General features: G+C 36.1%; 21 protein-coding genes. 10 read left to right on the forward strand and 11 right to left on the reverse strand.

Going from position 1 to position 24,106, the window contains the following annotated elements:
• Positions 1–97: 97 nt before the first annotated feature.
• The 7 genes from B2745_RS12710 to nfi form a co-directional block, all read right to left on the reverse strand.
• Positions 98–1,402: a bile acid:sodium symporter family protein gene (locus B2745_RS12710; protein ID WP_304067240.1), complete on the reverse strand. Its 1,305-nt coding sequence runs from the start codon at positions 1,400–1,402 to the stop codon at positions 98–100.
• On the reverse strand, positions 1,395–2,060 hold the full coding sequence (locus tag B2745_RS12715; protein WP_304067241.1) for an aspartate/glutamate racemase family protein: 666 nt from the start codon (positions 2,058–2,060) through the stop codon (positions 1,395–1,397). Before B2745_RS12715 ends, B2745_RS12710 begins: the two co-directional genes overlap by 8 nt.
• A gap of 9 nt (positions 2,061–2,069) precedes the next feature.
• Positions 2,070–3,443 carry a four-carbon acid sugar kinase family protein gene (locus B2745_RS12720; protein ID WP_304067243.1) on the reverse strand — a complete coding sequence of 458 codons (1,374 nt, stop codon included), beginning with the start codon at positions 3,441–3,443 and terminating at the stop codon, positions 2,070–2,072.
• The gene (locus B2745_RS12725) at positions 3,440–4,687 is read right to left on the reverse strand and encodes a ribulose-bisphosphate carboxylase large subunit family protein (RefSeq protein ID WP_304067246.1); all 1,248 of its coding nucleotides are present in this window, start codon (positions 4,685–4,687) and stop codon (positions 3,440–3,442) included. Before B2745_RS12725 ends, B2745_RS12720 begins: the two co-directional genes overlap by 4 nt.
• A 1-nt stretch (position 4,688) precedes the next feature.
• Positions 4,689–6,983, reverse strand: a complete 2,295-nt coding sequence (locus tag B2745_RS12730) for a DUF5703 domain-containing protein (RefSeq protein ID WP_304067249.1) — start codon at positions 6,981–6,983, stop codon at positions 4,689–4,691.
• Positions 6,984–8,420: a sialate O-acetylesterase gene (locus B2745_RS12735; protein WP_304067251.1), complete on the reverse strand. Its 1,437-nt coding sequence runs from the start codon at positions 8,418–8,420 to the stop codon at positions 6,984–6,986.
• A 143-nt stretch (positions 8,421–8,563) separates the two neighbouring features.
• On the reverse strand, positions 8,564–9,244 hold the full coding sequence (nfi, locus tag B2745_RS12740; RefSeq protein WP_304067254.1) for a deoxyribonuclease V: 681 nt from the start codon (positions 9,242–9,244) through the stop codon (positions 8,564–8,566).
• 86 nt (positions 9,245–9,330) lie between these two features.
• Between nfi and B2745_RS12745 the strand changes: the two genes are divergently transcribed.
• The 6 genes from B2745_RS12745 to B2745_RS12770 all read left to right on the forward strand — a co-directional run bounded on the left by B2745_RS12745 (position 9,331) and on the right by B2745_RS12770 (position 15,227).
• Entirely contained in the window at positions 9,331–9,843 is a 513-nt protein-coding gene (locus B2745_RS12745) for a C40 family peptidase (RefSeq protein WP_304067256.1), read from the forward strand.
• A gap of 126 nt (positions 9,844–9,969) precedes the next feature.
• Positions 9,970–10,932, forward strand: coding sequence for a 3'-5' exonuclease (locus B2745_RS12750; RefSeq protein ID WP_304067259.1), 963 nt, complete (start codon positions 9,970–9,972; stop codon positions 10,930–10,932).
• A gap of 11 nt (positions 10,933–10,943) precedes the next feature.
• Positions 10,944–11,807 (forward strand): aldose 1-epimerase family protein, encoded by an 864-nt coding sequence (locus tag B2745_RS12755; RefSeq protein WP_304067262.1) that lies wholly within the window; start codon positions 10,944–10,946, stop codon positions 11,805–11,807.
• Positions 11,808–12,198: 391 nt separating this feature from the next.
• Positions 12,199–13,560 (forward strand): GH1 family beta-glucosidase, encoded by a 1,362-nt coding sequence (locus tag B2745_RS12760; protein WP_304067265.1) that lies wholly within the window; start codon positions 12,199–12,201, stop codon positions 13,558–13,560.
• Positions 13,561–13,770: 210 nt separating this feature from the next.
• Positions 13,771–14,607, forward strand: a complete 837-nt coding sequence (locus tag B2745_RS12765) for a DUF6671 family protein (protein ID WP_304067268.1) — start codon at positions 13,771–13,773, stop codon at positions 14,605–14,607.
• A 347-nt stretch (positions 14,608–14,954) separates the two neighbouring features.
• A complete protein-coding gene (locus tag B2745_RS12770) occupies positions 14,955–15,227 on the forward strand; it encodes a hypothetical protein (RefSeq protein WP_304067271.1) in 273 nt (90 codons plus the stop codon).
• A gap of 61 nt (positions 15,228–15,288) precedes the next feature.
• On the opposite strand, the gene secDF is transcribed toward B2745_RS12770, so the two are convergent.
• The 3 genes from secDF to B2745_RS12785 all read right to left on the reverse strand — a co-directional run bounded on the left by secDF (position 15,289) and on the right by B2745_RS12785 (position 19,697).
• Complete coding sequence (gene secDF / locus B2745_RS12775) at positions 15,289–18,246, reverse strand: protein translocase subunit SecDF (RefSeq protein WP_304067274.1); 2,958 nt, start codon at positions 18,244–18,246, stop codon at positions 15,289–15,291.
• A gap of 104 nt (positions 18,247–18,350) precedes the next feature.
• The gene (locus tag B2745_RS12780) at positions 18,351–18,863 is read right to left on the reverse strand and encodes a dihydrofolate reductase (RefSeq protein ID WP_304067277.1); all 513 of its coding nucleotides are present in this window, start codon (positions 18,861–18,863) and stop codon (positions 18,351–18,353) included.
• A 39-nt stretch (positions 18,864–18,902) separates the two neighbouring features.
• Complete coding sequence (locus tag B2745_RS12785) at positions 18,903–19,697, reverse strand: thymidylate synthase (RefSeq protein WP_304067280.1); 795 nt, start codon at positions 19,695–19,697, stop codon at positions 18,903–18,905.
• Between the two features lie 82 nt (positions 19,698–19,779).
• On the opposite strand from B2745_RS12785, the gene ispE reads away from it, so the two are divergent.
• The 4 genes from ispE (at position 19,780) to uraH (ending at position 23,154) form a co-directional block, all read left to right on the forward strand.
• Positions 19,780–20,583, forward strand: coding sequence for a 4-(cytidine 5'-diphospho)-2-C-methyl-D-erythritol kinase (gene ispE, locus B2745_RS12790; RefSeq protein ID WP_304067283.1), 804 nt, complete (start codon positions 19,780–19,782; stop codon positions 20,581–20,583).
• 362 nt (positions 20,584–20,945) lie between these two features.
• Entirely contained in the window at positions 20,946–22,022 is a 1,077-nt protein-coding gene (locus tag B2745_RS12795) for a glycoside hydrolase family 27 protein (protein WP_414691934.1), read from the forward strand.
• 91 nt (positions 22,023–22,113) lie between these two features.
• Positions 22,114–22,521, forward strand: coding sequence for a cupin domain-containing protein (locus B2745_RS12800; protein WP_304067287.1), 408 nt, complete (start codon positions 22,114–22,116; stop codon positions 22,519–22,521).
• A 222-nt stretch (positions 22,522–22,743) separates the two neighbouring features.
• Positions 22,744–23,154, forward strand: a complete 411-nt coding sequence (gene uraH, locus B2745_RS12805) for a hydroxyisourate hydrolase (RefSeq protein ID WP_304067290.1) — start codon at positions 22,744–22,746, stop codon at positions 23,152–23,154.
• 141 nt (positions 23,155–23,295) lie between these two features.
• Here the strand turns inward: uraH and trpA are convergent, their stop codons facing one another.
• The gene (gene trpA / locus B2745_RS12810; RefSeq protein ID WP_304067293.1) at positions 23,296–24,069 is read right to left on the reverse strand and encodes a tryptophan synthase subunit alpha; all 774 of its coding nucleotides are present in this window, start codon (positions 24,067–24,069) and stop codon (positions 23,296–23,298) included.
• Between the last annotated feature and the right edge of the window lie 37 nt (positions 24,070–24,106).

Genomic DNA, 24,106 nt, shown 5'->3' on the forward strand with positions numbered 1-24,106 from the left:
AGTATAGATAGCAAAAAAATAAACTTATGATGTTAACATCAGATATAATCTTTGGTTTTTTATAGCTAAATAATTGGTAATATAATTTAGATTTAAGCTAGGGCTTTTCTTCTTCTTCTTTTAAAGCCTTAGCTCGCCAATAATTAGCCAAAATAGAACCTGAAATATTCATCCAAGGACTAAAAACTGCTGCTGCAAGTCCAACTGTACCTAATTTACCCATTGTACCAGCTAAGCCAGAGGCCATACCTCCATTTTGTAAACCTACTTCGAAAGCAATGGTGCGGGCAGAGGGCTTATCCATACCTAATAATCGACTAAATACATAACCAAAAAAATAACCTGCTGCATTGTGGATAACAGCTACTAGAAATAAAAGCAAGCCTACTTGCATTAAATTTTCTCTCCCTGCTGCTGTGGTTACCGTAGTGAAATAAATAATCCCTGCCATAGAGACGTAAGGCATCATCCCATCTAAATTTTTAAACCTATTAGCCAATTGGTGATAAGCAAAACCGATGATGATAGCACCAGCAAAAAAGTTTAAAATCTCTAAGCTTTCTAATACAGGTAAAGAGAAATAATTACTTAAAATAGCCCATAAACCTGCTAACTGAGTGATTAACCATAAAATAGCCAAAATACAAATGAACTTTACTTTTCTAACTTCTTTTGCAGAAGCAGTTTTTAAATAATCATGAATAAGCGCTGCCATAATAGGGATGATCACAATTTTAATAATCTCCATCATCATATTGATGAATTTCACCTCGATAAGTGTGCCGGCTAATAATTTCATCAAAAAGGGCGTCATTAAGGGTGCAAAAAGCGTAGTAATAGCTGTTACCGTTACAGAAAGCACCAAATTACCTTTGGCAATATAAGTCATCACGTTAGAAGCCAAACCACTAGAACAAGAGCCTATAAGGATGATACCGGCAGCAATTTCCATCTCAAAATGAAATATTTTAGTAAGGATAAAACCCATGATAGGCATCACGGTAAAGTGGCATAATAAGCCAATGGTAATGCCTTTTCCAGTTTTACTGATGCCTGTAAAATCTGAAATTTTCATGTGCATGCCCATGCCAAACATCACCAATTGTATCACAATAAGGATGAGCCATTTATTACGTAAATCAAAATCTCCCCATTTCTGAAAAGCCGTGGGAAAAATCATACCAGCTACAACGGCGGTTATTATCCAAGCTGTGTACTGATAACCCTTTAAAGCGGGTAAAGCACCTATACCAATAGCTGTGGATATGGCTAATCCTAAAGCCGCATATTTCCAAAGTTGTGGATCTTGTAGGCTTAAACCAGCTATCAAAAGTAGTAATGCAACGATAGCCAGAAATAAGCAGATTTTACGTAACGTGAGCATGGTGATAGAATTAAGCATGGATGATTTTAGCCAGTTCTTGTATCGCTATGGCAGGACTAGCCAGTATAGGAACAATTTTATCTTCGGCACTTAAGCCATCAACCACACGAGCCATAGAAGCTTGTGCCAATAAAATAACATCTACTTCTTTACTTAATGCTTTTAATGCCGAACCTACCATTTCATCATGCTTAGCGGAATTTCCACTCATTAAAGCTTCAAAAGCACCATCGCAAAGCTTAGCAACCAAAGTAATTTCTTTACCTGCTGCTATGGCTCTTCTTCTTACCAAATCGCTGGTAGGTTCTAAAGTGGTAGGCAAGGTAGCTATAACGCCAATACGTTTACCACTTTGTACAGCTTGGTCTGCCATAGCTTGGTCTACTCGAATCACTGGAACTTGCGTAAGGCTAGCAGCAGTTTCTACCGCTGCACCAATAGATGAGCAGGTTACCAAAATATAATCGGCCCCGGCAGCTTCTGCTGATGCTACCTGATTAACAACTCTTTTAGCTGTTGCCGGAGTAAGCGTTCCCTTGCTGATGACATCTTTAATTAAACTATCATCAACCATATTAAAAACTTTTGTATTGGGTAAATGGGTTTCGCAAAGTCCTTGAAATAAAGGTACTAAGGTTGCAGAAGTATGAATTAATCCTAATGTTTTAGTTTGCATGTGTATGTCTTATGAAATTTTTCCTGATTGTATATGTTCAAAATAGTTGGGCGCACCTACTTGGCCGCCTTTAAAATTTATTTCAATGCCATCAGCTGGCGAGTTTGGTGCATAAGCTTTGCATAAAGGTGCTCCAGGACTTAACGGAGCTATCATTTCTACGGCTTCTATACCCAAAGCTCTGGCAGCATAGCTAGATGTATCACCGCCTGCTAGTAATAATCGTGGTAGTTTTACCTCTTCTAAAATGGCTCTGGTGATATTTCCCAAGACCGTACCTAATAAAGAGGCAGAAGTTAGCTGCTCATCTTGTTTTAAGATTTTTCCGGTATTGGCTAAACGTTCATCATCCGGGCCTTTACTGGTATGGATAACCACATTTTTTTCGGCTCTTAAAAACGTTACAGCTTTGGTAATTACCTTAAGGATTTCTTCATCTTGCTGCTTGGCTATGGCTACAGTATCTAAAGCAATTTCCTCAAAACCAATGGCTACAGCCTGATTTATTTGTTGGGCAGTAACCGGAGAGCAACTGCCAGAAACCACTAACAAAGGCTTTACAGCGCTAGGCTGAGGCCAATTTTCTTTGTTTTTAATACGACCGATACGATTCCAATATAAACCTAAAGCCATTTCTATTCCAGATGAACCAACTGAGAAAAGGGGATGGTCCCGAGGGGCTATATTGGCCAGTAACTCGCCAATACTTTCCATGTGTGTGGCATCAATAGCATCAAAAAGTATCACCTCATTTCCTTCTGCTATCAGAGAATGAAGTTTTTCTTTTCTTTGTTCGCTTTCTTTGGCGATATCCAGAATATCTAATAAGCCTGTTTTTACAGTACTTTGTTTAGCCAGATGTAAGCGTAAATCACTCTCTGTTGCTGGCGTAGTAGGGTGCTTGCTCATGGATGGGTGGCGGTCTAAGCGGTAAATTTGTCCTTGGCTACCTATCCCCATACGGGCATATAAATTACCAAAAGTACAATATCTGCCTAGGGCAGGGGCAGCAACCACTAAAGGCACCAAAGTTTTAAAGACAGATTGCCCCGTTTTTATAGCAATGCCAATATTTCCTCTTTCTGGTGACGAGTCGAAAGTAGAGCATATTTTATAATGCACATGCTCTGGATTGATAGCTTTTAAAGCTTCAAAAGCTGGTTTTAAGGTGGCTTCCATAGCTTTCGGGCTCATGGTTCTGCTCATGCCTGCAATGCCAATAGCTTGTAAATCTGGGTATTGCTGTAATTGTTCTTTGCTTGGCGCTGATATGAAGAGCATGGTTTTAATACCTGCTTTACTCAAAAACTCAAGCGCATCGGTAGAGCCAGTAAAGTCATCACCATAAAAAGATAATAATAACCTGTTTGCTGTTATGCTCATGCTTTTTTGCCAAATTTTTCTACAGAAAGAGCAAACTCTGGGTATTGTTGTACCGCTTCCGTGATGCTTAAGCCGTTTACAGCAGCTTCCCAGGCTTGTTTTAATGCTATAACACCAGCACTAGCACCTTGTGGATGCGCCAAAATACCACCACCTGCCATGTAAAGTAAATCGGTAGTTTGGGTACGTCTGTAAGTTTCTGGTGCTTGGCCACCCCATTGTCCGGATGATACTACAGGTAAAATACCATAACCACCTAACAATGGTTTCTGGCATGATTTGATAGATTTAACCACAGAGTCATCAGACTCCCAAAACTTATTTTGGATGCCATTAACATGGATTTGATCTACCCCAACCAAGCGCCATAGCTTTTGATAAGCAGTAAACGCTATCCCTAATAAAGGGTGGCGGTTAAGCATTCCCCAACCATTTCTATGTCCGTGGATACATAGCTGTCTGTTATCGCATATTTTTTTAACTCCTGCTAAGCCCACACTGTTTAAACTTATCATAGCGCAAGTACCACCGTGGGCAATAATAGTTTCGTAATTCCTCTGCATCTCATCAATCTCATTACTGATATTGAAAGCATACATTACTTTTTTACCTGTTTTATCGGCGTGTTCATTAATCACCCTCATTGCAGCTTCTACTCTTTTAGCAAAAGGTGAATTAGCAGAAGACGACATCAATTCATCATCTTTAATAAAATCTATACCAGCAGTTACAAGGGTTTTTACCAAATCTGCGGTTTGTTCTGGCGACATGCCAATGCTAGGCTTAATAATGTTGCCTATCATAGGTCTATCGTAAACTTTTGTAAGTGCTCTAGAACCCGAAACACCAAAAGCCGGACCTTCAAAATGTAGTCTAAAAGAATCCGGAATTTCAATATCCATCAGTTTTAAACCTGTAAATTGGCTAAGCTCATATAAATTCCCTTGCAGGGTAGAAATCATCACCGGAAGGTTATAGCCAAAATTTTCTATAGACCATGATATTTCTAGGTTAGCCCTATGGTATTTTTTACCAGCAGTCATGATACCAGGGATAGCAGGTTCATCAACCGTTTCTAGGTATTGGATATTTTCTACCCGGGCAGCAAATCTGTTTTTTAGCTCTTCGGTTTCACCGGGTACAGCTACAAAAGTTCCTGATGATTGCTCACCAGCTAGTATTTGTGCGGCTTTTTCAATTTCTAAAGGTGTTTCTATGTAATAATGTGCGGTTACTCTTTCCATATTATTGCTCAATAAAATTGATGATATCTTTTCTTCTGTTTTCAGGTGTTACTTTTAAGTGTTTTAGCTTTCCGTTTTTTAGGCTTGCTTCTACAATAGTTTGTTTTGGGGCGTGTAGTTTAAAGCTTACGTCTTTATTTTTAGGCCAAGCAGGGAAGAGCATGATTTTATCTCCATCACATTGCATTAGCATTTCTTGTAAACCTATCATGCCAGAGCCTCCCCAGTTATGGTCTGGTGTCCAATCAAATCCTGGTCCCCAAAAAGCTGGAAATCTTCTGCCCGAGTCTTTCAATTTTAAAGTGGTTAAGCGGTAAGCTTCATCGGCTAAACCCAAACGGGCAGCAAAAATATTATCCTGTTTCCAACCCACATGGCTTCTAAATTTTAGCGCATCAGGGTCGTATGTATAAGTATGAATAGCTGTATCTAAACCCGCTTTTCCCAATCCAAATATCCCCCAAGGGTAAACCGGGTAAAGCTGAGGTGTTTCGGTATTATTGATACGCTCCCAAAGCTTAGCCGGGGTAATGGTCGTTTTTCCATTTACCACACGGTAAGAAATAGGAGGGATACGTTTTAACATGGTTTCCCATTGTGTTTTTTGTGTGGCAGATAAATAAGTGTTATGCAAGACTAGCAAACGCTCTAATACAGTTTTTAAGGCTGCAATGGTAGAATTTGAATTATAAGTCATTTTATAAGTCTCGGCAGCAGAACCCGGGTATAAAATCAAATGTCCGTTAGCATCCAGAGTTTTGCTACCTCTTTGCTTGGCTAAATAAGTATAATGCTCGTTAAAAAAAGTTAAGCAGCTTTCTATAAAAGGAATGTATTTTTGGATGTTTTTGCCTGCATAGTTTTCATGCTCTAGCATCATCATACAAAACTCTAAAACAGTATCCCACTCGTATTCTAGCCAAGCATTATATTCCATTCCTTTATCATAATCGGCAGGCCTTTTCCATCCATATTCTGCCGGGTTTGGTAGTCCGAAATTCTCCAATTGCTCTGTAAAAGATGCGCCTTTATGCTTCCAGTAGAATTGGGTGCGTAGCTCGGCATTTTTCAAAGCATTCAGGTAGAAATTAAATTGAGGCAACATCAAATCAAAATCTCCCGATTTTAACATGGGCCAATACACCAATCTCTGGTTTTGTGCGGTATGCGTACCACCTCCCCAATTCCTGAAATCGGGAGTAAATTTTTGGGTGCTATCGGTTAAAGAAGGGTCGTAAGTAAACAAACCGCCGTTAAACTTGGTAGGCCATTGTCCAAAGGCGTTACAACCCAACATGTATCTAAAAAGCTGGTAATTTCTACCTATTTGCCAATCTTCAGTGTTTTCTGCTGCTTTGGTGTAGATATAAGAGCGCTGCCAGTAATTACGCCACCAGGAGAGGGTGTTCTCTTCTGCTTTTTTGTCTTTTAAAGCTTTAAGCTGAGCTTCTTTAAGCTCATTTTTCCAAGTCTGTATGTTTACCGTTTGCGCTCGGTATAAAGTGATGTTAATTTGCTGATATTTACTCGGCTTGATACTGCTTAAACGCCAAGCTTTAAAATCAGTATCCAGATATTTTCCTGTTTGGATACCAGCAGCTTTCATATTGTTTGCGCTGATGATACCACCCGACGTTAAATGCGCTAAAGGATTGTATAAACTATCTTGAATATTGGCCAAACCTTGCTGCTTAACGGTAGCATCAAAAACGGTTTGCTTACGATTTCTATGGTAAAACAAGATGTTGGTTTGCTCAAAAGTAATGCTATCGGCATAAACCACAACGGGTTCTTGTGGTGCCCATTTCCAAGAGTTGGCATTATTGGCTTTCCCTTTTAATGACCTGTCTTGGTAACGCCAGCTTTCATAAATCAATTGAGTGTGTATGGCTTTCTTGCTTCTTACCTCTACACGAATATTGGGATGAAAAACATCTACACTTATTTTTACACTAGTACCATCGCCATCAATGGTAATGAAACCCTCTTTTAAATGAAGTTCTTGCTTAAAAGCACCATTAGCAAATGGGTTGGGACTCAGCTTTATTCGTACCCTGCCTAGCTTTAAAAGCATATTATGCTCATCAAACGTACCACTTTTAGAAAGGTAAAACAGGATGTCGTTATCTTCTGTCCAAACATTTAGGCCTATATCTCCACCTCCGCAAGGCATAGATTCCCCAGAGTTTTTACTTTGCGTAAGCCAAACCGGGTGATATTGCTTAATATCTTGCGCAACAGCAGTTAACCGAAGTGTTATAATAAAAATCAGGCTATATAAAGTTTGTTTTTTCATTTAAAAATCATCAGTTCTGAAAGACGAAAGCGGTAAACCTTCGGTAGAGAAAAGCTCGCCAACCACAAAATCCTTAAAAGCATACCTTACTGCAACAGGTTCTTTCACCATAGGAGAAGATACTACAACCGTACTACCTTGTATACTGGCTTTTGCAGGATAATATTGTTTATTGGCCCCAGCAACTTCAAATTGTTGTAGCTCTTTGCCATAACTGGTTAAGCCGTTAGGGGCGTTTTTAAATTTTAAAGTCATAACGCTTCCGCTGATTTGAGTGCTTTCTACTGCCGGACTAGCATAACCAAAACCTTTTAAGCCATAAGTTTGAGCCAATGCTAATAAAGCCAAGCGGGTTCCAACTGGCTCTTTACGCATAGGATGGATGTTGTTTTCTTCACCAATATCTAACAAAACCGCCATAGCGGAGTTGTTAATCTTAGCTTCGGCTTTGCGCTGGGCATCTCTGATATAAGCCGAGTTATACTTACCACCAACACGATAAGGAGGTAGCTGCGCATAGTTATAAGGGGCTATTTGTGTGTAGTAGAAAGGGAAATCGCCTTGTTTCCATTCGTCTCTCCAATGCTTTACCATAGCCGGGAATAAAGACTCATATTGGTCTGGTCTTTCGTAGTTAGATTCGCCTTGGTACCAAATACAGCCTTTTATGGCATACGGAATAATGGGTTTTAGCATGGCATTGTATAATAAGGTAGCCGTACGGTTAGGAGATTTTATACTATCCTGTCTGATAGGAATATTGATGTCTTTAAATTCTTGAAGGGCTTGTTTGCTCATCCAGGCTTCTGCAACAGAACCACCATAACTACAATTGATTAAGCCAATGGGAACATCCAGCATTTCTTGTAAAATCCTGCCGAAATAATAGCCGGTGGCACTGAAATTTGCAATGCTTTCTGGTTGCGCTACCTTCCAAAAGGAAGTTTTGCTGGTGTCTTGTGGTAATAACTGAGAACCTCTGGGTACGGTATATACCCGAATGTTTGGATTGGAAGATTTAAGTACCGATTCGTTAGCACCCCAAACAGGCTGATTTTTAAAGCCTTTCATAGGCATTTCCATGTTTGATTGCCCGCCGCATAACCAAACTTCACCAATCAAAATGTTTTGAAGTTTTACATCACCTGAAGTACTTTTAATCTTGATCTCCTGCTGTTTAAACCTAGCTTTTGGTGTTTGTAGATACACTAACCATTCGCCTTTGTTGTTAGCTTTTATACCTTGCTGTTTTTTATCCCAACTGCTGTAAATTGATAGTTTTTCATTTGGCTTGGCCCAACCCCAAAGCTTTACAGTTGTTTGCTGCTGTAAAACCATGTGATCCGTAAAAACTCGGGCCAATTTTACCTCTGCCGATAAGGAAATAGAGAGTAAAATCAAGCTAAGCACAAAGCTTGAAAAGCGTAAAATCATCATTAAAAAAAACGTTTTGGTTTATGTTTAATGAAATTAAGGAAGTTGTGCGGTATATAGAAGTTTTTGCAAAAATGATACAGAATCTGGCAAAAATACTATAATAGCCTAGAGAAGAATGTACAACAATAAGTCAATAGCCGCCTTTATAAGTTTTTATGTGCTAATCTAATGCTATTTACTAATAAATGAGCTAATCTGGTAGGTTCTGGAATGCGATACTTGGTTATACAATTTTTCATAATTTCTACACTTTGGGCTAAAGAAACTTTATGACCGGGCGATACAAAAATAGGTTTGCACTTGGTTTTGCTTCTTAAGGCAAAGCCAACTATTTCCTGTTTACTTAATAAAGGTGATTGGGAAAAAGGCTTATCACCAGGTTCTTCATAAAGACCATGTAACCTGCTCTTTGCAGAACCAATGCTAGGTACATCGGTTAATAAACCAAAGTGTGTGGCAATACCCAATCTTCTTTCATGTGCTATCCCTTGTCCGTCTAACACCATCACATCTGGCCATTGTTTCAATTTTTTAAAAGCTTCCAGTAAAGCAGGTATTTCTCTAAAAGCTAATAATCCAGAAACATAAGGAAAAGTAGTACTAGAAATAGCCGTGGCTTCCTCAACAACTATTAAATCTGGATAGGTTAAAACCACAATGCCAGCATAAACTGTTTCCTCATATTTATTAAAAGAAATATCAGCGCCAGCTATATATCGAATAGGTTTTTTTAGCTCCTCTAAGTTAATTAAGGCTCTTAATTCCTTTTGGTAAGCTATGGCTTCTTTAGGACTTAAATCCTGATATTTTTCTGGTTCTATCATCTTTTTTTATTTAAAAACAGTATCTCAATTGTAATACCATAATATATTTCTCGTTTATCCATCAAACAAAATCATTAATTTTAAATATGCAAAAGCGGGTATTACTCTTTTACTTTCTCTCTACCTTTCTATTCGTTGCCTGTTCTTCCAGAAAAAATCTTAGCTCATCTAAAAATAATACAGCTGTAGTACAAAAGTATGCCCGTTTAATGGATGTTCCTAAAAAGAAAATTAAGAACCCAGAATTGTATCAATTTATTGATGAATGGTTAGGAACAAAATATCGCTTAGGCGGATTAAGTAAAAACGGTATAGATTGCTCGGGATTTACCCATTTACTTTATAAAGAAATTTACCATAAAAACATCCCTAGAAACACCGCAGAACAAGTAAAAATCATCAAAAGAAAATATGAAGGGCAGCTTAAAGAGGGCGACTTGGTTTTTTTTGATTACGATAAAAAGAAATTTAGCCATGTAGGAGTATTCCTTCAAAATGGTTATTATGTACACGCCAGTACTAGAAGAGGGGTAATGGTACAGAAATTGAAAGACCCTTATACCTATAAATATTTTTCCAGAGGCGGTTCAATCAAATAAAACATTTTTAACAAAAGAAAATTTTGCTTTCTATAGCCGTATAAATTACTCACCTTTGAAAGAGTTTATCAACATCAAGTGAAGCAATTTAGTATTTCATGCAACACTTATATAAGAACAAAATAAATGAAATTAAAGCTAAAGCGCCCACTGGCATTTTTTGATTTGGAAGCAACAGGTATAAACGTTGCCTCAGATCGTATTGTAGAAATATCTATCTTAAAAGCTATGCCAGATGGTACCGAAATGATTAAAACCCTCAAAATAAACCCTCAAATGCCTATTCCATTAGAGTCTAGCTTAATACATGGTATTTATGATGAGGATGTAAAAGATGCGCCAACTTTTAAAGATGTTGCACAGGAAATTATAGATTTTATCGGAGATGCAGATTTAGCAGGCTATAACTCTAATAAATTTGATATACCTATGCTGATGGAAGAGTTTTTACGTGTAAAAGCTCTTTTTGATATTGATAACAGACATTTTGTAGATGTGCAAAATATTTTCCATCAGATGGAGCAGCGCACCCTAAAAGCAGCTTATAAGTTTTATTGTGGAAAAGATATCATCAATGCCCACTCTGCCGAGGCTGATATCAAAGCTACTTACGAAGTTTTACTGGCACAGATAGAAAAGTACGAAGGCCAAGATTGGGAAGATAAAAACGGCAAAATATCAAAACCAGTGGTTAATGATGTAGCCGCTTTACACCAGTTTACCAACCTTAATAAACCCGTAGATTTTGCTGGCAGAATGGTTTTTAATAACGATAATATTGCCTGTTTTAACTTTGGAAAACATAAAGGGAAAACAGTTTTTCAGGTTTTTGATGAAGAACCTAGTTATTATGCATGGATGATGAACGGAGATTTTCCTTTATACACCAAACATCGTTTAGAAAAACTTTGGACCGATTATAAGAACCAGAAAAACGAAAACAGACAACACCAGCCAAAACCACAACACGGACAACAAACAAAAGTACACTTTAATAAACCTGTAGCAAAAACACAAGATCCTGATTTAGCTAAACCCGCTGATGAAGATATGCTGAAAATGTTAGCCAGCAAATTCAAAAAACTTTAATTGTTAAGCGTATGATTATTTTAGAAAACAGCCAGCTAAAAGTTACCATTAACATGAAAGGGGCAGAGCTAAGCTCTCTTTTTGATAAAGAAAGTCAAACCGAATATATCTGGGATGCACAGGCAGCTATTTGGGCTTATCATGCACCCAACCTTTTCCCTATAGTAGGTAATTTAAAAAATCATACGCTTTTGGTTGATGGTAAAACTTACCACATGAACAGGCATGGCTTTGCCAGAACCAGTAATTTTAGAAGGATAGAATCTGCACCAGACCACGCACATTTTGCTTTGCGTTTTAACGATGATACCCTACAGCAATATCCCTATAAATTCGAGTTTCAAGTGGTATATCAGCTCAAAGGGCGTTCTCTAAAAGTCATGTATAAAGTCATTAATTTAGATGATAAACGTGTTTATTTCTCTATTGGGGCGCATCCGGCTTTTAAAGTTCCGCTTATAGCTACAGAAAATTATGAAGATTATACCTTGTTTTTCGAGCATCCAGAACATCTACAAAGTTCAAGCTTATCTGAGGAAGGATTATTTAACGGGAAAACAACACCAATTGCAGACCATGGCGAATTAAAACTTAGCAAAACCTTGTTTGATACTGATGCACTGGTATTTAAAAACATAAAATCCAGAAGTGTAACCTTAAAAAATAATAGAGGAAATAAATTTGTAAAACTTGATTTTCCACATTTTACTTCTTTAGGTGTTTGGGCAAAACCTGGAGCAAATTTTGTTTGCATAGAGCCTTGGTTAGGTTATGCAGATAGCGATGAAGATTTGAAAGATATTAGCCAAAAAGAAGCTATACAGTTTGTAGAACATGGGCATGTGTTTGAAGTTGATTTCACCCTCAGTATTTAACCATTTCTTCATTTTAAATAAACGCTAAATTTATAAGCGATACCTATTTTTATACATCATTAAAATACAACATGATGTATCATTGGTTTATAAAATATCTCGATAAAATAAAAGAACTATTGTTTTTAAACAAGATGCGTTCTTTATTTACCCACTAAATGGGGTTCTCAAATGAGGTTTGTTTTGGGCGTTTTAACACGCTGTCCGCTATATCTTTTTGGCTTTTGGAGCCAAAAAGGATGTCGCTACCATCGTTAACGCAACATAAGGTGTAGGATGTATAAATGGCTCTGATAACCAAAATTAAATCATATTTAAATCCATTAAATACTACAGCTATTTTGATATTTGATTTTTGGATGTATTTTGCAGTCGTAATTTTTGTTAAGGCATGCCAATAAATCCAGAAGAATTTCCATCAGTTCAAGAATTTGGTCCCGATTTTAAATGGGGCGTTTCTGTTGCAGCCTATCAAATAGAAGGAGGCCACGATGCAGATGGTAAAGGGCCATCCATTTGGGATGTTTTTACCAACAAAAAGGGCAAAGTCTTAAACGGAGATCATGGGAATATAGCTTGTGATTTTTATCATCGCTATACAGAAGATATTTCCTTAATCAAAAAGCTACATATTCCTAATTTTAGGTTTTCTATATCTTGGTCGCGTATTTTACCTAAAGGCACAGGGGAAGTAAACCAAGCCGGAATTGATTATTATCATCAACTTATTGATGAATGCTTGGCAAATGACATTACCCCCTGGATTACCCTTTATCATTGGGATTTACCTCAGGAACTAGAAAAACAAGGCGGCTGGACAAATAGAAAAGTTATCACCTGGTTTGAGGAGTTTACCAAACTTTGCATCATCACTTTTGGAGATAAAGTACAACACTGGATTGTGATGAACGAACCTGTAGTATTTACCGGGGCAGGTTATTTTTTAGGTTTACATGCACCAGGTAGGCGAGGGATGAAAAATTTTCTGCCTGCCATACACCACGCTACAATGGCTATTGTAGCCAGCGCCAAAATCATCAGGCAAATAAAGCCAGATGCTGATATTGGTACCACTTTTTCCTGCTCTTATTTAGAACCTTACCGCAACTTAGAAAGAGACAGAAAAGCGGTTGCCCGTGTAGATGCACTGTTAAACCGCTTATATATTGAGCCTTTGCTAGGCTTGGGTTATCCCGTACAAGAGCTTCCTGTGCTTAAAGGTTTACAGAAATATATTTTAGCTGGAGATTTAGAACAGCTAAGCTTTGATTTTGATTTTATTGGTATACAAAACTATACACGAGAAATTATCAAAAACTCGTGGTTAACACCTTATATTGGTGCTTCTTTGGTAAAAGCCGAAAAAAGAAAAGTACCCATCACTAGCATGAAATGGGAAGTTTATCCGGAAGCTATTTACCAAATGATCAAGCAGTTTAATGCTTATCCTCAAATTAAAAAACTCCTGATAACAGAAAATGGTGCTGCTTTCCCGGATGTTAAAAAAGACGGGCATATTCATGATACAGAGCGACTGAAATATCTTCAAGACAATATTAAACAGGTTTTAAGAGCCAAAAAAGAAGGCTATAAGGTAGAAGGTTACTTCGTTTGGACATTAACTGATAATTTTGAGTGGGCAGAAGGTTACCATCCTCGTTTTGGTCTTATTCATATAGATTTTGATACCCAAGAAAGAACCATTAAAGATTCTGGTTGGTGGCTAAGTAAGTTTTTAAAAGGATTGGGATAGTTTAACGAGGTATAGGAGGGAGGTTTTTAGAGCTTTTAAAGCTCATAAATATTTAATTCATAATGTATCCATCTATTAAATATCATTCATTTATTAAACCCAAAATCAATAGTGATTTTTATGTTTCAGATTATAGCCTATTATCATTACTTTAAATCTTTAAATGGCGATCATCAGCACTTTAGCTAAAAAATTATAAAACCAGCTTAAATGTTTAATGGAAGAAAGTTAATCATAGCTACAAAGCATAAAAAGGAAATGGTTATTGCACCTATTTTAGAAAAAGAATTAGGTGTAAAGTGCTTTATCGATGAAAATTTTGATACCGATACCTTGGGTACATTTACAGGCGAGGTAGAGCGATGTTTAGACCCTATTGAAACCGCTAGAGAAAAATGCCTGAGAGCCATGAAATTAAATAATTGTGATTTAGGCTTGGCAAGCGAAGGTTCTTTTGGTCCGCATCCATCCTTATTCTTTGTGAATGCTGATGATGAATTTTTAATTTTTATAGACCAGAAAATGGGGATAGAGATTATTGCGAGGGAGCTAAATACTGTAACTAATTTTAACGGTAAGCAAATAAGTGATGAGAAAGAATTGTTAGCATTTGCCAGCGAAATAGGTTTTCCTCAGCATGCTTTAATCTTAAGACCATCAAAAGATACCTTTGAAGATATTCATAAAGGAATTGTAGATACAGAAACTTTAATAGCTACCTTTCATCATCTTTATAAGCATTACCAAAGTGTTTATGCCGAAACTGATATGAGAGCACTCTATAATCCTACTCGTATGGGAATCATAGAAAAAGCTACATATAAACTACTTCAAAAAATACAATCTCTTTGTCCGCAATGCCAAATGCCAGGTTTTGATATAACAGTTGCCAAACCAGGCCTTAGATGTAGCTTGTGTGGTTTACCAACAAAATCAACCCTGAGTTATGTTTATACCTGCCAACATTGCGAATTTAGTAAAGAAGAATTATACCCACATCAAAAAACTACAGAAGATCCAACCTATTGTGATTATTGTAACCCTTAAATAACGGAGGTAAAGGTTTCAACCATCATTACCTATCAGGCAGGTAATACCAATAATGAGTAAGATTTTTAAGACATCTTATTAAACTTTATCGTACTAAGTACAGTACGTAACAAGTATCATCAGTGAAAGAAATATTGAACCATTCATAAGCATTTATTTTTTATTAGAAATTTATCTAACGCTTATAAAGCATCTAAAATTGTTGTTTTTATCTTAACCTATAAACAATTGATGCGATATACATGATGATTTTTGGTTTGTTTTAAATTTTGCATGGTAGTTGTATAACCCAAAGTGTCTAAAAAAAAGACTTTAATTAATTACTATCTATAAAAACAAACATTATGGAAAATCAAAATCAAAACGAGTTTAACGAGCAAACTCATGGTCAACCGGGAGAAAGAAACGGTAATCAGGAAAACGAAAACAATCCAAGAGTTTTTGAAGAAGCAGGGGAAGAAGATGAAGATATTGGCCCTGTAAATGAAAACGAGTCTATCTTGCCAGAAGAGTATGATGAAGAGGCAGAAGAAGAATTTATGGAAGAAGACGGCGAGGACTTAGAAGAGGATGAGCTGGAAGATGAAGACGGCAGCAATAAGCAGCCAGGCATCTAAATTAAAAAGGGCTTGTAGAAAAACTCTACAAGCCCTTTTTAATGATTCTTATTGTTATTGATTATTCTTTATGATCTTTCTTATTTCTCATAAACTCAACAACTACCGGAGTTGCCACAAATAATGAAGAATAAGTACCTACAATTACCCCGATTAACATAGCGAAAGAGAAACCTCTTAGAATCTCGCCACCAAAAATAAATAAGATAATCAAAACAAATATGGTAGACATACCCGTTACAACAGTTCTACTTAATGTGCTATTAAGTGCGTTGTTAATGATAGTTCCCATGCTTTCATTCTTATTTCTGTTATCGTTTAAGTATTCTCTAACCCTATCAAAAATAACTACCGTATCATTAATAGAATAACCAAGAACAGTTAAAATAGCAGCAATAAAGGATTGGTCGATATCTAAAGAAAAAGGTACAAAACCGTTTAATAAAGAGAAGAAAGCTAACACCACTAAAACGTCGTGTGCTAAAGCTACGATAGAAGCTAAACCAAATTCTATTCTTCTGAATCTAATGAAGATATAAACAAAAATGGCAAAAATGGATAGTAAAACAGCATAGATAGCAGAAGTTTTAATATCATTAGCCACTGTTGGGCCCACTTTCTGTGCATCCTTAATTTCGTAAGGAGCGTTTAACTTTTTAAGACCCTCGTTAAGTTTGTTCTCAACAATTTTCTCTGTATCAGCACCTTCATCAGTAATTAAGTAATCTGTAGTTACCCTTACACCATTACCATAACTTTTTACCTCAGGAGCATCGTTTTCAAATGCTTCGGTTAAAACGTTTCTTACTTCTAAAGTGCTTATCTCTTTCTGGAACTCGATTACATAAGTTCTACCACCTTGGAAATCCACACCTAAACTAAAGCCTCTAGTAAAAATAGAAATGATACCCGCAATGATGATGACAGAAGAGATGATGTAAAATTTCTTACGCTCTTTTACGAAATCAAAAGTAGAACCTTTAAATAATTTTTTGGTAAAAGAAGAAGAGAAAGGGATGTTTTGACCTTTTTCAACTTTTTGGTCTAATACCAATCTACTGATAAATATAGCTGTAAATAAAGAACAGATAATACCAATAACTAAAGTAGTTGCGAAACCTAAGATTGGTCCAGAACCCATCACCATTAAAATAACACCAGTAATTAAGGTTGTAATATTAGAGTCTAAGATGGCAGAGTATGAATTAGAGAAACCATCGGCAACAGCCAATCTTAAAGATTTACCAGCTTCTAACTCTTCCTTAATTCTTTCATAAATCAAAACGTTGGCATCAACTGCCATACCTATGGTTAAAACCAAACCTGCAATACCAGGTAAAGTCCATACAGCACCTAAAGATGCCATTACACCAATTAAGAAGAATAAGTTAGCTAATAAAGCAAGGTTTGCAATCCATCCTGCTCTGTTATAGTAAAACAACATGAATAATAATACCACTAATAAACCTGCTACAGAAGAAGCTAAACCTTTATCTATAGACTCTTTACCTAGGGTAGGACCTACAACATATTCTCCAACAATTTTAGCTGGAGCCGGTAATTTACCAGCTTTTAATACGTTAGCTAAATCTTTTGTTTCTTCTGGAGTGAAGTTTCCAGATATTGAAGATACACCGTTAGGAATTTCGCCAGATACTCTTGGAGCAGTATAAACCATGCCATCTAAAACAATAGCAATTGATTTATTGTCCTCTTCGCTTTTTTCAGAACCTGCAGCCGCAGCCGTAATTCTTTTCCACTCACGAGCACCTTCTGAGTTCATGACCATCACCACCTCAGGATTTCCTTTTTGGTCAAAGTCATCACGGGCGTTAGAGATAACGTCACCCTCTAAAGCTGGCTCACCGTTTAAGCCAGTAGCTTTAATGGCATATAATTCAAAAACTTTATCTGTTTCTGAGATAGCTTTAACTCCCCACATTAATTTAACGTTAGGCGGAATAACAGCTTTAATATCTTGCTCGGCAAAAATAGCGTTGATTTTTGCTGTATCTCTTTGGTTAGCATAACCAACAACAGCACCCGGTCTTAAACCTTGTTGCCCGTTAGCACCTTGGAAAGTTGCTGGAGCCAATAAAGCAAATAATGGATTAGATTTGGCTAATGCAGCACTTGCCGCAGCAGAATCTTTGGCAACTGTATCTTTTTTAGCGCTTAATAAAGCAGGCTTGTTACCATCTTTTGCTAAGCTATCAGCACTTTTTACAACTGGTTTGGCTTCTTCTTTAGGCTGCTTAGCTGCTAAAATATTGTTGATATTCTGGATAAGAGGGAAAATCTCTTGGTTTTCAAAAGTTTCGTAGAACTCTAATTTAGCAGAACCTTGTAACAGCTTACGAACACGTTCTTTATCGGTTACACCAGGTAGCTCAACCAAAATTCTGTTAGAACCTTCTTGTAATTGGATGTTTGGTTGTGTTACACCAAATTTATCTATACGAGTTCTTAAGATATTGAATGATCTTTCAACTGCAGAGTTTGCTTGTTTCTCTAAGAAAGTTTTTACTTGAGCGTTGGTAGCATCTAACTTAAGCTCGGCAGCATTTTCTTTTGTTGAATAAAAAGTTGCTAGCTTACCGCTAGGGCTTAATTTTTCATACTCTTGTACAAAAAGTGTTACTAAACTTTCCTGACTGGTTTTTAATCTGTTCTGAGCATTTTTTAATGCCTGATTGAAATTAGCATCATCCGGATTGTTGGCTAAACTTTTAATCAATGCAGATAAATCTATCTCCATGGTTACGTTCATACCACCTTTTAAGTCTAAACCTAATTGTATTTCCCTTTCTTTTACATACTGATAAGTATGGCCAAGTAGAGGATAAACAGGTTGTGAAGACATAGAATCTAAATAGATTCTTTCTTTTTCAGGATCGCCTTTTGCATACTCTTTTGCATCACTTTCTACCTTGTTGGTAAAAAAGGTAAAAGAAAGGGCATACAAACTCAGTAATGTTAAAATAACTGCTGCAAACTTAATTACTCCTTTGTTTTGCATTTTGTTTTTAATTGATTATTAGTACTTCTCTTCTATATAAGACGGCAAAGCTAATTAAATTTTTAAATTATAAAATTTCTAAAATTAATTTATTCATATATGTATCAAGGCTTTTGCAGTATCAGGAAAGAATAATCGTAAGCATGTTTATCATCTCTACTAAAATCTTCTCTGCTTACTACCTTCCAATCTTCTAATTTTAAGTCGTTTAGGTAAGTGTCTGCCTCAAAAATATGGTGTACTAAGGTTAAATAAATCTTATGGGCTAAGGGTAAAGATTGTTTATAAATTTCTGCTCCGCCGATGATAAAAACTTCATTTTCGTCTTTGGTATGTTTTAAAGCTTCGGTAAGGCTACTGAAAACCTCGGCACCCTCTATATGTAAATCTGTTTGACGGGTAATCACAATATTTCTTCTATTAGGCAATGGTTTACCTATAGAATCATAAGTTTTTCTCCCCATAATAATACTATGGCCAGATGTTGTTTTTTTAAAAAACTTCAAGTCATTGGGTAAATGCCATAGTAACTGGTTGTCTTTACCAATGGCATGGTGCTGGTCTATTGCTACAATTAAAGATATATGTTGAGTTTCCTGAGCCTCTTGGTTTTGCATATTTTCTAATGAACGCTTTATTTATTGTATGGATAAACCTTATACCGCTACTTCTGCTTTAATATGTGGATGTGGATCGTAATTTAACAAAGTGAAATCTTCGTATTTAAAACCAAAAATATCTTTCACATCCGGATTGATTTGCATGGTAGGCAAAGGCCTTGGTTCTCTTGTTAATTGCAGTTTGGTTTGCTCTAAATGGTTATTGTAGAGATGCGCATCGCCCAAAGTATGTACAAAATCACCAGGTTTTAAACCGCATACTTGCGCTACCATCATGGTTAAGAGGGCATAAGAAGCAATGTTAAAAGGTACACCCAAGAAAATATCGGCACTACGTTGGTAAAGCTGGCAGCTTAATTTACCATCAGCTACATAAAACTGGAAAAAGCTGTGACAAGGCGGCAAAGCCATGTTTTCTATTTCGGCAACGTTCCAAGCAGAAACAATAATTCTTCTAGAATCTGGATTGTTTTTAATTTGGTTGATGATTTGCGAAATCTGATCGATATGTCTACCATCTGGCGTAGGCCAAGAGCGCCATTGCGAGCCGTAAACCGGACCTAAATTACCTTTTTCATCAGCCCACTCATCCCAAATTCTAACACCATTATCTTTTAAATATTTGATGTTGGTATCGCCGCTTAAAAACCAAATCAACTCGTGGATGATAGATTTAAGATGCAATTTTTTGGTGGTTACCATAGGGAAACCTTCTTCGAGGTTAAAGCGCATCTGATAACCAAAAACACTGATGGTACCGGTACCCGTTCTATCATGTTTTTGTGTGCCATTTTCTAAAACATGGCGCATTAAATCTAAATATTGTTTCATTGGGAATATCCTGAATCTGCAAATTAAAATAATCTATATTTGCTATCCTATTAATGTGCAAAACTCTTAATTGTTAATATCCATGATAGCCTTTCCAAATGCTAAAATAAATATTGGTTTAAATATCATCAGTCGTAGAAATGATGGTTATCACAACTTAGAAACTATTTTTTATCCAGTACAAATAAAAGATGCTTTGGAAGTTATAGAGGCTAGCGAAATGAGGTTTGAATCATCAGGGATAGAAATTCCTGGTCATGCCAATGAAAACCTATGTTTAAAGGCTTATGATTTATTAAGGAAAGATTTTGATTTACCTAATGTCAGCATTCATTTACATAAGCAAATTCCTATAGGTGCGGGTTTGGGCGGAGGCTCGGCAGATGCTGCGTTTTTCTTGAAACTGGTGAACGAAAAGTTTAGCTTAGGTTTAGGTACAGAGGAGCTGCAAGCCTATTGCCGTAAACTGGGTGCAGATTGTGCTTTTTTTATAGAAAACAAACCTCTTTTTGCACATGGTAAAGGAGATTTTTTTGAGCCTATAACTTTAGATTTATCTACTTACTATCTGGTTTTGGTAATGCCTCCCGTACATGTTTCTACCGGAGAAGCTTACAGAGGGGTAAAACCACAAGAACCAGCTACTTCTTTAAAAGATTTGATTCAATTACCCGTTGAAGAATGGCAGGGGAAAATTAAAAATGATTTCGAAAGACATATTTTACAAGCTCATCCTACAATTAGAGGCGTAAAAGCCGCTTTATTAGAAGCAGGAGCTTTGTTTGCTTTGATGAGTGGGAGCGGGGCTTCTGTTTACGGTATTTTCAAATCAGAACCAGATTTAGATGCTTTAGCGCCGGGTCATCTTATTTTTAAAGGCACATAGGTAGTTGAATCATTGATTGATTGATTGATTGATTGATTGATTGATTGATTGATTGATTGATTGATTTTTGATTGATATAGAATCCATTGATAGTTTCGTAAAAGCTTTTCGCCTTTAGCATTAAGCCTTCAGCTTTTTAAAGGGCCAGTTTTATGTTCTTTAAAATATTTTTGGAAATCGATTTTTCTTTAGATTAGAGCTGTTTTTTTAAAAATAGTCCTTATATTTAAACACCAATTTTAAACATCGTAAAATCCATTTTGATGAATATTTTAAATGATTGTAAAAGGAAATCTATCCTTGTTTGCTTTTGTCTTTTGTTCTTTATTTCTTCATTTGCTCAAAAGCCAAAAGCACCTATAATGGGTTGGAGCAGTTGGAATAACTTTAGAATACATATCAATGAAGAATTGATTAAACAGCAAGCGGATGCAATGATTACTTCGGGTTTATACCAAGCAGGTTATCGTTTTGTTAATATTGATGATGGCTATTTTGGAGGTAGAGATTCAGCAGGTAAGTTGTTTTCTCATCCACAAAAATTCCCTTCTGGTATGAAAGCGCTAGCAGATTACATCCATAGTAAGAAACTTAAAGCCGGTATTTATACTGATGCTGGTAAAAATACTTGTGGTTCTATGTACGATCAAGACGAAAGAGGACTAGGAGTAGGCATTTATGGTTTTGTAAAGCAAGATTGTGATTTGTTTTTTAAAGAATGGGGTTATGATTTTTTAAAAGTAGACTGGTGTGGTGCAGAAAAAATGAAGCTTGATGAAGCTACGGAATATCTGAAAATTATTGATGCTGTTAAGGCTATTGATGATGATATTGTTTTTAATGTTTGCAGATGGAAATTTCCAGGAGAATGGGTAATCAGAAAAGCTGATTCATGGCGTGTTTCTGGTGATATTGTAGAAAAGTTTTCTTCAATTTTAAAGATCATAGATTTAAATGCAGAGCTATATAAATATGCTTCAGCCGGTCATTATAATGATATGGATATGCTACAAGTAGGCAGAGGAATGAGCTACGATGAAGATAAAAGTCATTTTTCTATGTGGTGTATGTTAAATTCTCCTTTATTAGCAGGTAATGATTTAAGGAATATGTCTTTACAAACATTAGAAATTCTGACTAATAAAGAGCTTATCGCTTTAAATCAGGATAAAGGATTTAAACAAGCACAAAGAATTTTAAAAGAAGGTGGTGTAGAAGTTTGGTTAAAACCACTAGGTACACAAGGTAAACATAAAGCAATAGCCATATTTAATAGAGGAGACAAAGAGGCCGTGTTTAATGCTACAGCAGAGAAGTTGAAAATTGATGCTTATAGTAAAATAAGAGATTTATGGCAGCACAAAAATCTTGGAAAGCTTAAGAATAATCAGCAGTTTACCATTCCGAAACATGGTATTGTGGTTATTAAAACTGTTTAGTAATATAGCAAGTCTATTGTCGCTCAGTTTTTTACAAATCATTTAAGTTGCTTCACATATTTTAAGAAAACTTAAACAGTAACCTAATACAATGAAACATCAACATCATCAGTCAGAGGTTTTAATCTTAACAAAAGAACAAGGTCGTGTTTATAACTGCGGAAAAATGACTGCAATTTTTAAAGCAGATGAAAATGAAACTAACGAAAAATATAGTATTTCGGAATGGTGGATTGAACCTGGTTTTGAGGGTGTTGGCGCTCATCAACATGATGATAATGACGAAGTTTTTTATATGTTGGAGGGTACAATTTCGTTTCTTGTTGGGGATAAATGGATAGACGCTGATCAAGGTACTTTCATCAGAATTCCTTCAAAAACAATTCATGATTTTACCAATAAAACGACTGAAAGAGCAGGGTTTATCAACTTTTATATTCCAGGGGGCTTTAAAAAAAATATGCCTGCTATTGTAAACTGGTTCGCAACAAATAAATAAATCGGCAATAAATACAAATACCGAGCTAAAAGCTCATGCTTGTTTCTTATTCATCATGAAGATGGAACTTCTTCCTACAGCATCTTCAAAACAAAACCGCAAGTTTAGAGTTAATCAAACCATAAGTAGTGAAGATTTAAAGACTTTTAACGGTTCAACCGAGCTTAGGTTTTTATTTCTAATTACTTTGTATAAATGTTCCTCATTAAAATGATAAAAAAAATGAAAAAACACACGTTTCTTATGCTTGCTTTGATACTTTTAGCGCAGGTCAGTTTTTCACAAGAGCCAATATTTCAGTTGTCTAGTCATATTCTAGATATTACCACAGGCAAGCCAGCTACAAACGTAAAGATTACATTATCTAAAAAAGATAAGCAAGATAATTGGATTAAGGTTGATGAGAAAAATACAGATAGCAATGGTAGAATAAAAGATTTTTTGAAACAAGATGGAAAAGATAATACCGGAGTTTACAAATTAACATTTCATACAAGCCCATACTTTAAATCTTTGGGTCAAAAATCATTTTATCCGTTTATAGAAGTAGTTTTTGAACTTGTGGATAAGGAACATTACCATGTGCCCATTACCTTATCACCTTATGGTTACTCCACTTATAGAGGGAATTAAGATTTATGTATCAAGAGCATAGTCGGGGTTTTCCTAGATATTGTAAAAAATACCCCGACTATGCTTATATCATTAGGTTTTTAATATCACAGAAAAGCCTCAGCATATAGCCTTACTCATCTTAAATCTTCATTTTCTAAATTAGCCTTTAATTGCTTTTACAAAAGCAGGTATGTGTGATAAATAATCATCCTTATCGGCAAGAGTTTTAACAAATGCACTACCAACGATAGCTCCGTTTGCATATTGGTTGGCTCTTTCAAAGCTTTTTTGGTCTGATATACCAAAACCAATAATTAACGGATTTTTGAGATTCATATCTTTAACCCTTTGGTAATAGATACCAATTTCGTCTGATACATTTAAGGCTTTACCTGTAGTAGAGGATGAAGATAATAAATAGATAAAGCCATTAGATAAACCATCAATTTTTCTGATTCTTTCTTCTGAAGTTTGTGGCGTAACCAAAAAAACGTTGCTTAAACCGTTATCAATGAAATCGTCTTTATAAAGTTCTTCATATTCGTACATCGGTAAATCTGGTACAATAACGCCATCAACACCAACTTCTGCAGCTTTTTTACAGAACTCTTTTACACCATATTGGATCATAGGGTTGGCATAACCCATCAGTAAAACAGGGATATGGATTTTTTCTCTTAAAGATTTCAATTGCTCAAACAGCACTTTTAAAGTCATACCGTTTTCTATGGCTACTTCAGAACTTTTTTGAATAACAGGTCCGTCTGCCAAAGGGTCTGAGTAGGGGAAACCTATTTCTAAAAAATCAGCTCCAGCTTTTTGAAGCTCCTCGGCAATTTTAAGTGTAGCATCTAAAGTAGGGTATCCTGCTGTAAAATATACCGATAAAATATCTTTGTCTTTTTTATCGAATAGTTGTTTAAGTCGGTTCATGTATAAAATATAAAAGCTTTAAGCAAGCTTTAAAGGT

The sequence above is a fragment of the Pedobacter glucosidilyticus genome (assembly GCF_002483235.1).
GTDB lineage: Bacteria > Bacteroidota > Bacteroidia > Sphingobacteriales > Sphingobacteriaceae > Pseudopedobacter > Pseudopedobacter glucosidilyticum_B.